The 8605-nt window shown below is 62.3% G+C and carries 13 protein-coding genes; 6 read left to right on the forward strand and 7 right to left on the reverse strand.

Annotated elements, in window-relative coordinates; all coding sequences use genetic code 11:
- Positions 1-414 precede the first annotated feature (414 nt).
- The gene (locus FCU66_RS37195; RefSeq protein ID WP_136618341.1) at positions 415-555 is read right to left on the reverse strand and encodes a DUF1127 domain-containing protein; all 141 of its coding nucleotides are present in this window, start codon (positions 553-555) and stop codon (positions 415-417) included.
- Positions 556-873: 318 nt separating this feature from the next.
- Positions 874-1884, reverse strand: a complete 1011-nt coding sequence (locus FCU66_RS37200; RefSeq protein ID WP_136618342.1) for an NAD(P)H-quinone oxidoreductase — start codon at positions 1882-1884, stop codon at positions 874-876.
- Between the two features lie 123 nt (positions 1885-2007).
- Between FCU66_RS37200 and FCU66_RS37205 the strand changes: the two genes are divergently transcribed.
- The 3 genes from FCU66_RS37205 (at position 2008) to FCU66_RS37215 (ending at position 3836) form a co-directional block, all read left to right on the forward strand.
- Positions 2008-2202: a DUF1192 domain-containing protein gene (locus FCU66_RS37205; RefSeq protein WP_027047479.1), complete on the forward strand. Its 195-nt coding sequence runs from the start codon at positions 2008-2010 to the stop codon at positions 2200-2202.
- A 90-nt stretch (positions 2203-2292) separates the two neighbouring features.
- Positions 2293-3540, forward strand: coding sequence for an MFS transporter (locus tag FCU66_RS37210; RefSeq protein WP_136618343.1), 1248 nt, complete (start codon positions 2293-2295; stop codon positions 3538-3540).
- Between the two features lie 32 nt (positions 3541-3572).
- Positions 3573-3836 (forward strand): ArsR/SmtB family transcription factor, encoded by a 264-nt coding sequence (locus FCU66_RS37215; protein ID WP_136618344.1) that lies wholly within the window; start codon positions 3573-3575, stop codon positions 3834-3836.
- Between the two features lie 34 nt (positions 3837-3870).
- Here the strand turns inward: FCU66_RS37215 and FCU66_RS37220 are convergent, their stop codons facing one another.
- The 4 genes from FCU66_RS37220 to FCU66_RS37235 form a co-directional block, all read right to left on the reverse strand.
- Complete coding sequence (locus FCU66_RS37220; protein ID WP_136618345.1) at positions 3871-4335, reverse strand: SRPBCC family protein; 465 nt, start codon at positions 4333-4335, stop codon at positions 3871-3873.
- 11 nt (positions 4336-4346) lie between these two features.
- Positions 4347-4682 carry an ArsR/SmtB family transcription factor gene (locus FCU66_RS37225; protein WP_136618346.1) on the reverse strand — a complete coding sequence of 112 codons (336 nt, stop codon included), beginning with the start codon at positions 4680-4682 and terminating at the stop codon, positions 4347-4349.
- A gap of 5 nt (positions 4683-4687) precedes the next feature.
- A complete protein-coding gene (locus FCU66_RS37230) occupies positions 4688-5344 on the reverse strand; it encodes a glutathione S-transferase family protein (protein ID WP_136618347.1) in 657 nt (218 codons plus the stop codon).
- Positions 5345-5467: 123 nt separating this feature from the next.
- Complete coding sequence (locus FCU66_RS37235) at positions 5468-6304, reverse strand: alpha/beta fold hydrolase (protein WP_136618348.1); 837 nt, start codon at positions 6302-6304, stop codon at positions 5468-5470.
- 99 nt (positions 6305-6403) lie between these two features.
- Here FCU66_RS37235 and FCU66_RS37240 point away from each other — a divergent pair, with 99 nt between their 5' ends.
- The 3 genes from FCU66_RS37240 (at position 6404) to FCU66_RS37250 (ending at position 7837) form a co-directional block, all read left to right on the forward strand.
- Positions 6404-6922 (forward strand): winged helix-turn-helix transcriptional regulator, encoded by a 519-nt coding sequence (locus FCU66_RS37240; protein ID WP_136618349.1) that lies wholly within the window; start codon positions 6404-6406, stop codon positions 6920-6922.
- Positions 6923-6999: 77 nt separating this feature from the next.
- Positions 7000-7233, forward strand: coding sequence for a hypothetical protein (locus FCU66_RS37245; RefSeq protein WP_023810948.1), 234 nt, complete (start codon positions 7000-7002; stop codon positions 7231-7233).
- Positions 7234-7405: 172 nt separating this feature from the next.
- On the forward strand, positions 7406-7837 hold the full coding sequence (locus FCU66_RS37250; RefSeq protein WP_136618350.1) for a GlcG/HbpS family heme-binding protein: 432 nt from the start codon (positions 7406-7408) through the stop codon (positions 7835-7837).
- A gap of 216 nt (positions 7838-8053) precedes the next feature.
- Here the strand turns inward: FCU66_RS37250 and FCU66_RS37255 are convergent, their stop codons facing one another.
- On the reverse strand, positions 8054-8455 hold the full coding sequence (locus FCU66_RS37255) for a hypothetical protein (protein ID WP_136618351.1): 402 nt from the start codon (positions 8453-8455) through the stop codon (positions 8054-8056).
- Between the last annotated feature and the right edge of the window lie 150 nt (positions 8456-8605).

Consider the following 8605-nt stretch of genomic DNA (forward strand, 5'->3'; position numbering starts at 1 on the left):
AACTTGATTAGCTACCGACACGTTTTTGGAAGCAATCGGCCGGAAGCCGTGGGTACTAACCCAAACGGTTCCGCGCTCTTGAGCAGAACGACAAGCTGGCTTTGCTGGCGGGTTCCGGTCTTGGCAAAGATCCGTTCGAGATACGTGCACCCTGTCTTGACGGTGATGTCGGAGCTTGCCGCTGCTTCCATCAGGGTTCGCCCTTGTGAAAGCGCCGAGCCAAGATGCGTGCTGAAAAGTGAGGTCAATCCTGCTCGATGACCAGTATCGGTTGAGACGGTCGCCGATCATCCCGGCCCTAAAAACGACAAAACCCGCCGGACTGGGTCCAGCGGGCTCGGAACCGCAACGAAAGTCGTCTGATGCGGCTCTGGCTTCTACGGCTTGGTCCGCCGGAGCGGACCAGACCTGACTTCAGATGGCCCTGCGGGCGATCTTTTCGACGTCGGCGCGGTTGATGCCGAGATCGCTGAGCTGACGTGCGTTGAGACGGTTCAGTTCGCGGACGGTCTCGGTGTACATACGCCAGTTACGGAAAGCGCGGATCGGGTTCATGGTAGTCCTCCAGAATGATGTTCGTTTCGATGGTGCTCAAATAGGCGTCATCGATGAGGACTTGAATGGCCGATTTTGCATAGCAATGATGCAAATGCTGCATTGCAGCATTAAGCTTCTGTTCATCTTGTAGGCAGTGAGGCGCACGCTTAGGGCGTATCGAGATTCAGGTCAGGCCGAGACGAAAATGGTGGCTTGCGAGAACCGGAGCGGAGCGTACTTAAAGTACGTGAGCTCAGTTCTACCGCGACGCGGTAGAACGGGGAAGCGCAGGGAGCTTCCATTTGCAGGCCGGCATCACCTGAATATCGATACGACCTAGCCGACGTCGAGCACGATCTTGCCGATATGCTCACCATCTTCCATGCGCTCATGCGCCCGCCAGGCTTCGCTGAGCGGGAAGATCATGTCCATGACAGGAGCCACCTTGCGCGTGCCGAGCAACGGCCACACCTGCGCTTCCAGCGCCGCCGCGATCGCCGCCTTGAACTCGACGGTGCGCGGCCTCAGCGTCGACCCGGTGTGGGTAAGCCGCTTGACCATGATCTTCGAAAAGTCGGCGCTTGCAACAGCGCCCCCTTGCACGGCGATCTGGACGATGCGGCCTTCTATCGCCGCCGCCTCGTAGTTTCGCTCGACATAGGAGCCGCCGACCATATCGAGGATGACATTGGCGCCCTTGCCCCCGGTCGCGTCCTTGACCGCGGCGACGAAATCCTCGTCGCGATAATTGATCGCCCGGTCGGCGCCGATCTTCAGGCAGGCGTCGCACTTCTCCTTGCTGCCGGCGGTGGTGATGACATAGGCGCCGAAAGCCGAGGCAAGCTGGATTGCCGTGGTGCCGATACCGGACGAGCCGCCATGGACGAGCAGCGTTTCGCCGCGCTTCAGGCCGCCGCGCTCGAACACATTGTGCCAGACGGTGAAATAGTTTTCCGGCACGGCCGCGGCTTCGGTGTGGGTGAAGCCGGCCGGCAGCGGCAGCACGCTGCCGGCATGAACCTTGACATATTCCGCATAGCCGCCGCCGGGCGTCAGCGCGCAGACGCGGTCGCCGATGCGCCAGCGCGATATGTCGTCGCCAAGGGCCGCCACTTCGCCCGAGACCTCGAGCCCCGGCAGGTCCGACGCGCCGGGCGGCGGAGGATAGGCGCCCTTGCGCTGCTGGACATCGGGCCGATTGACGCCGGCGGCATGGACCTTGATCAGGATCTCGCCGGGACCCGGCTGCGGCACGTCGCGCGTTTCCGGCTTCAGCACCCGTGGGCCACCCGGCTCCGAGATCGCGATAGCCGTCATTCTTGCCGGAATTTTCTGTCCGCTCGCCATGAGATTTCCCGTCTTTTCTCGCCGTTATCCGACCGGCTGTTTGCATCGACGCCCCTGCCCTATGTATGCTGATTGCCAAATCAGGCAAATGGCCAATGTGGTCTTGGCGGAGGAGGAGCGACGATGGCGATCTTCGACGACGAACCCAAGAAGAAGGCACGCCCGCACGAGATCGGGCAGGACCTGTCGCTGCTTTCCGTTGGCGAGCTGTCGGAACGCATCGGCATCCTGCGCGACGAGATCGCCAGGCTGGAGGCCGAACTCAAGGCCAAGGACAACACTAAGTCGGCGGCCGAAGCTCTGTTCCGTCGCGGATAGGTGCGCGGGCGCAAAGAGCCCGCCGCCGAAAAGCCCGAATGCGACTGTCTTCAGACCCAGCGCCCCGCCACACTCGAGCCGGATCAAACAATGTTCGCAACCTACCGACCGATCCTCTCGCTGCTTCGCGGCACCGCCTTCCTGCTCGCGGCGTCCGGATTGCACGGGTTGCTGTTGCCGCTGCGCGGTCAGCTGGAAGGCTTCTCGACCGCATCGCTCGGCCTGATGGGCACGGCCTGGGCCGGCGGCTTCGTCACCGGCTGTTTCTTCGCGCCGCGCATCGTGCGCCGCGCGGGCCACGTGCGCGCCTTCGGCGCCTTTGCCGCGTCCGGCGCCATCGTGGCGCTGCTCACCGGGCTGATCATCGACGAATATGTGTGGATCCTGCTGCGCGCCTTCACCGGCTTCACCATGGCCGGCGCCTTCATGGTCATTGAAAGCTGGCTGAACGAGAAGGCCACCAACGAGAACCGCGGCACCGTCTTCGGCCTCTACATGATGGTCACCTATGCCTCGATCATGGGCGGGCAGATGATCGTCGCCGGTGGCGATGTGAAATCGGCGTCGCTGTTCATGATCACCGGCATCCTGTTTTGCCTGTCGCTCATCCCGACCGCGGTCTCGAGCGCTTCCCACCCCAAGCCGCTGCAGGATGTCTCGCTCGACGTCAAGGGCCTATATGCCAACTCGCCGGTGTCGGCGGTCGCTTGCGTGTTGATCGGCATCGCCAACGGCGCCTGGGGCACGCTTGGCGCGGTTTACGGCGCCCGCATCGGCATTTCCACGGCCGAGATCGCCCTGATGATGAGCTTGGTGGTCGTTGCCGGCGCCGCCATGCAGCTTCCGGCCGGGCGCCTGTCCGACAAGACCGACCGGCGTTTCGTGCTGGCGGGGGCGGCTTTCGGCGCGGCCTTGTTCGCGCTCATGATCTTCCTGTTCGAGCCACGCTCCAGCGTTTTCGTCATCGTCTTCACCGCAGCCTATGGCGCCTTCGCCTACACGCTCTATTCGATCGCCGTGGCCCATGCCAACGACCACGCGCGCTCGGAGGATTTCGTCAAGGTGTCGGGCGGCCTGTTGCTGCTCTATGGCTTCGGCACGATGATCGGACCCTTGCTGGCCGCTGCTTTGATGGGCTGGATGCGCCCGGAAGGCCTGTTCCTGGCGACTGCCTTCGCGCATCTTTGCCTGGCCGGCTACACGCTGCTGCGCATCAGCCGCCGCGCGCCGGTGCCGATCGGCGATCGTGACGCCTTCAAGACGCAGCCAGCCGACCGTTCGGTCACCCCGGAAGCATTGCGGCTTGATCCCAGAAGAAAAGCAGAAGCAGACGGTTGAGATTCGAAAGGCTTTGCCTCACTAATAAAGGCATGATGTTTTCCGACGCCTTCATGGCGATTGCCGATCCAAACCGGCGTTATCTCTTGGAAGAACTTCGCCGCGGCCCGAAAACCGTCAACGAGCTGGCCGCAGGTTTGCCCGTATCGCGCCCGGCCGTTTCGCAGCATTTGAAAGTCCTGCTCGATGCCGGGCTGGTCCACGCCAAGGCCGAAGGAACAAGGCGCGTCTATACGGTGTGCAGCCCCGGCTTCCTCAAACTCAACATCTGGCTCGATCAGTTCTGGGAAGCTTGACGGCCAGCCGCACCGACAACACGCGCCAAGTAACTCAAGCATCCTTGCGCAAGAATGCGCCGAGCGCATCGAGCAGCTCGCCCGTGCCATGTTCGCGCGTGGATGACGTGTCATGGCCGTCTAGGAAAGCGCCCTGCTCGGTCAGCACCAGCCGCGTGCCCTCGCCCTCGGCAAGAAGCTCGATCGTGGCCAGCGACACCGAGACACGGGTTTCGCCAAACAACAGCTCGTAGCTGTAGACGATGCGCTGGTTCGGCACGATGTCCTGATAGACCGCGTTGTAAAAATGCATCTGCCCGTCGCTCGGGCAGCCGGCATTGACCTCCTTGCCGCCGACGCGGAAGTCCATCTCGTGCCGGCTCGGCATCGGGTTGTCGGGGTCGGCGAACCAGCGCCGCTTGGCGGCCGGATCGTTCAGCGCGAAATAGACTTTTGCGGGCGCTGCAGGATAGCTGCGCTCGATGACGAAGGTGGAATGGACAACGGAACGTTGGATCATGGTGGCCTCCTTCAGGTCTCGTCCCTGGTTTCTGCGAGAAAATCTCCGAGCCGATCCAGCCGGCGCTCCCAGGCCAGACGCCGCTCATTGATCCAGCGTTCCGCCGCCCTCAACGCCGTCGGCTCGATCTGGCAGGTGCGCACCCGGCCAAGTTTTTGCGTGCGCACGAGACCGCTGGCCTCGAGCAGGTTCAGATGCTGGATGACGGCCGAAAGCGACATCGCTAGCGGCTCGGCCAGTTGGCTGACCGAAGCGGGGCCGCGCGACAGCCGGTCGACCATCTGTCGCCGCGCCGGGTCGGCGAGCGCCTGGAACATCCGATCGAGCTGGGCGGGATCGTGCAGCATCGCGATCAGCCGTTGTTGTAGGGGAAGAACTTGAAGTAGGGCTGCGCCTCCTCGATCACCCGGGCGAAGGAAGGCCGCTGCACCAGCCGGTCGTGATAACGCTTCACGGACGGATGATTGTCGCCGAACGGCTCGACCTTGTTGGCATAGAACAGCGCGGGGGACGCCGCGCAATCGGCCATGGTGAAGGTGTCACCCATCGCCCAGGTCTTCGACTGCATGTCCTGCTCGACGATAGCGTAGGAATTGCGCAGCTGATCGCGGGCTTGCTCGACGCCGAATGGATCGGTCTTGTCGTCGGGGCGCAACCGGTCGCCGACGATCTTCTGCATCGGCTCCTGCACATAGAAATCATAGAAGCGATCGGCATGGCGGACGGCCAGCGCCAGGTCGATGTCGGCGGGCACGAGGTCGATCGGCCCCGGATAATGTGCCGCCAGATATTCGACGACAATGGTCGATTCCAGCACCGTGCGGTCGCGCGCGTCGTCGCGCAGAGCCGGCATCTTGCCCGTTGGCGAAATCTTCAGGAAGGCCGCGCGCGACTCGGCATTGCCGAGATCGACGATATAAGGCGTAAACGGCGTGGCGTTCTCATACAGCGCGATCAGCGGCTTCCAGCAGAAGGAGGCCAGCGGATGGAAATGAAGCGTCAGGGACATTTTTTGCTCGTCTGTTTCGCCGTTCGTCGGTGGCCGGTGCTGTTCTGCTTGCCAAGATTAACACTGAAGTATTTACTTAACTATTGCGACAAGCGCCGTCCGTCAAGCCCCGCCTGTGCCGCCTCAGTTGGCTTGGACGTGAGCAACGATTGCCGCGGATATCTCCGCCCAATCGTCCGGATGCAGTTCATGGCCACCGCCTTCGATGCGAATGAGTTTTGCGCCAGTGACCGCCTCGGCCAGCGCCTCGCCATGTTCGACCGGAAAGATCGGATCCGCCGTGCCGTGGATGACCAGCACCGGCGCCGCCATCTCGTGCAGGCGGCCCTTCCAGGCGTCGCCGCCCTTGAGCATGAAATGGTTGGTCGCGCTCAGGAAGCCGCCGGAGCGGTCGTAATCCTGCTCAACGAAAGCCCTCATCCGGGCTTCGTCGAATGGGTGCGCGATGCTGGCGATCGCCAGTGCATCCCTGACGATGAAATCGACCACCTGGCCACGGTCCGACCAATCGACTTTGGCGCCTTCAGCCGAATGCTTGATATAGGCATCGCTCGTTTGCGGCAGATGCGAGGTGTCGGTTCCCACGGGCGAGCTGCTGATCACGGTCAGCGATGCGACGCGGGACGGATGCTTGAGCGCCACAAGCTGCGCGATCATGCCGCCCATCGACATGCCGACGACATGCGCCTTGCCGATGCCGTGCTCGTCGAGAATCTGCATTGCATCATCCGCCATGTCGTCGAATGTGTAAGGCGGCTCTCCCGGTGGATACTTGGTCGACAGGCCGGTATCGCGATTGTCATAGCGGATCACGAACAGGCCGGCGGCGGCCAGTTTCCGGCACAGCGCCTCCGGCCACCAGAGCATGGAGGCCATTGCTCCCATGATCAGCAACAGCGGCGGGTTTATCGGCTCGCCAAAGGCTTCGGATATGATTTCGGGGTGTTCGATCGCCGTCATGGCGCGGTCTCCTCTCTGCAATACTGATTGCAATTTGCAATCGGTTGAACAATAATAAAACTGATACGATAATGCAACCGGTTTTGTTGGAGAAATCTCATGAGCATGGATCGCCGGTCCGGGTGCCCGATCAACCTGTCGCTGGAAGTGTTCGGCGATCGCTGGAGCCTGATCATCCTTCGCGACATGATCTTCGGCGGCAGGCGTCATTTTCGCGAGATGCTCAACGGATCGATGGAAGGCATCGCCTCCAACATCCTCGCCGACCGGCTGAAGCGGCTGATGGAATTGGGCATGCTGACCAAGGCCGACGATCCCTCGCACAAGCAGAAGGCGATCTACAGCCTGACCGAGATGGCGATCACGCTGGTGCCGATCCTGGCCCATCTCGGCGCCTGGGGCCGCGTCTGGCTGCCGGTCAGCGACGAACTGTCGATCCGCGCCGAACTTCTGGAAAAGGGCGGACAGCCGATGTGGGACAAATTCATGGACGAGTTGCGCCACGAGCATCTCGGCATGCCGTTCGATACAACGGGCCCTTCTGTCCGCGCGACCTTGCAGGCCGCCTATGAGGCGGTGGTTGCCAACAAAACCCTCGCCGCCAGCACGGCCGCGTAACCAACTTATTTTCCCGTTTTGGGGCCGGCTCTGCTAGAATAGGCGGAAAATCACAATTTACGGGATTGGATAAGGTCTTGGTTGAAAACTCTCGGGATGCTGCCCGCGCGCGCGCCGACCTGCGCTTCAAGAAGCAGGAAGAGGCGGCAACCGTCCGCCAGAAGGCGATGGCCGAATACGTCGCCGAGAGCGACGCCCGCCAGGCCAAGACCAACAAGCTGCGGGCACTGCGTCTCGCCAAGGAAGCGGAAGATCTCGCCAACGCGCCGGCGGCACCCGCCAAGAAGCCGGCCCGCGCCAAGAAAAAATAGCCATCCCCCAGGCACGTCTGGAGCCACACAAGCGGCGACGCCATGCTCGGCTGGAGTCGGCGAAGCCGCTTTCCATCCCGCCTCTTCACGCGAAGCAATTTCAACCGAAACCGGGATGTTATCTCGCCCGTCGACGGTCAATGATCGACGCGTTTTCAAACAGGAGACTGCCATGACCGTACTGCCGCTCGAAAAAGCCAGGCAAATCATCGATGCCGCCTTTGCCAAGGGCGCCGATCTCAAGCTCAAGCCGCTCGGCGTCTCGGTGCTCGATGCCGGCGGGCATCTGGTCGCCTTCCAGCGCCAGGACGGCGCCTCGTTCCTGCGTCCGCAAATGTCGGCCGGCAAGGCCTATGGCGCGCTGGCCATCGGCATGGGCTCGCGTAAAGTCGAGGCCTTCGCCAAGGAGCGCCCGCATCTCGTCGCCGGCATCTCGGACGTCTCGGGCGGACGCGTGCTGCCGGTCGTCGGCGGCGTGCTGATCCGCGACAAGGCCGGCGCCATCATCGGCGCCGTCGGCATTTCGGGCGACACGTCGGACAATGACGAAGCCGCGGCAATCGCCGGCATCGAGGCCGCCGGGTTCACCGCCGATCCGGGCTGAGCATCCTTCGATATTAGGCGAGGCTGCGTTGAGATTCAGGTCAGGCCGAGCCGGAGTCGAAGACGGGCGCGAAGCGACCAAACTGGGTGGCCTCCGAGAACCGGAGCGGAGCGTACTTTTGGGTACGTGAGCACAGTTCTACCGCGACGCGGTAGAACGGGGAAGCGCAGGAAGCCGCCATTTGCAGGCCGGCATCACCTGAATATCAATGCAGCCTTAGTTCAGATTGATATCCCGGCTGGCCGACCGCATCGACACCGCGAATCCGGCCAGCACATCGAACAGCGCGATGACCATCAGCGTGAAGAAGACGGAATGGGCGGCGCCCTTCACCAGCAGGAACTCGACCAGGAAGGCCACGAAGACCAGCGTCGACAGAAGATGGTCCATGATCGAGGCATTGGTCGTGCGCACCGATTTCGCCATTTCGAGGAACAGGAAGATCAGCCCGATCAGCACCATCAGGTCGCCGAGCGTCATCGAGAACACGCCGCCCGACATCATGCGGAACGAGAAGACCTCGCTCGCCCACGGATCGTCACCGCTGCCGAATATTCCCAGCAGTCCGAGATTGTAGAGCACGAAAGGCACGATCAGCAGTGGAATGGCACCGAACATCTGGCGTCTCCATGTGGGGGCAATCCTTTGTAGAATGCGCCACAGGCACGCCGTCAAGATGTTTCGGTGGCAGCGCTGAACACGGTCGAAGACCGCACGCAACAACCATGTCAGCCGGTTGCCCGGCTCGAGAACTGCGGCGATCGCCGC

It is taken from the genome of Mesorhizobium norvegicum (assembly GCF_004919685.1).
Classification (GTDB): Bacteria; Pseudomonadota; Alphaproteobacteria; order Rhizobiales; family Rhizobiaceae; genus Mesorhizobium; species Mesorhizobium norvegicum.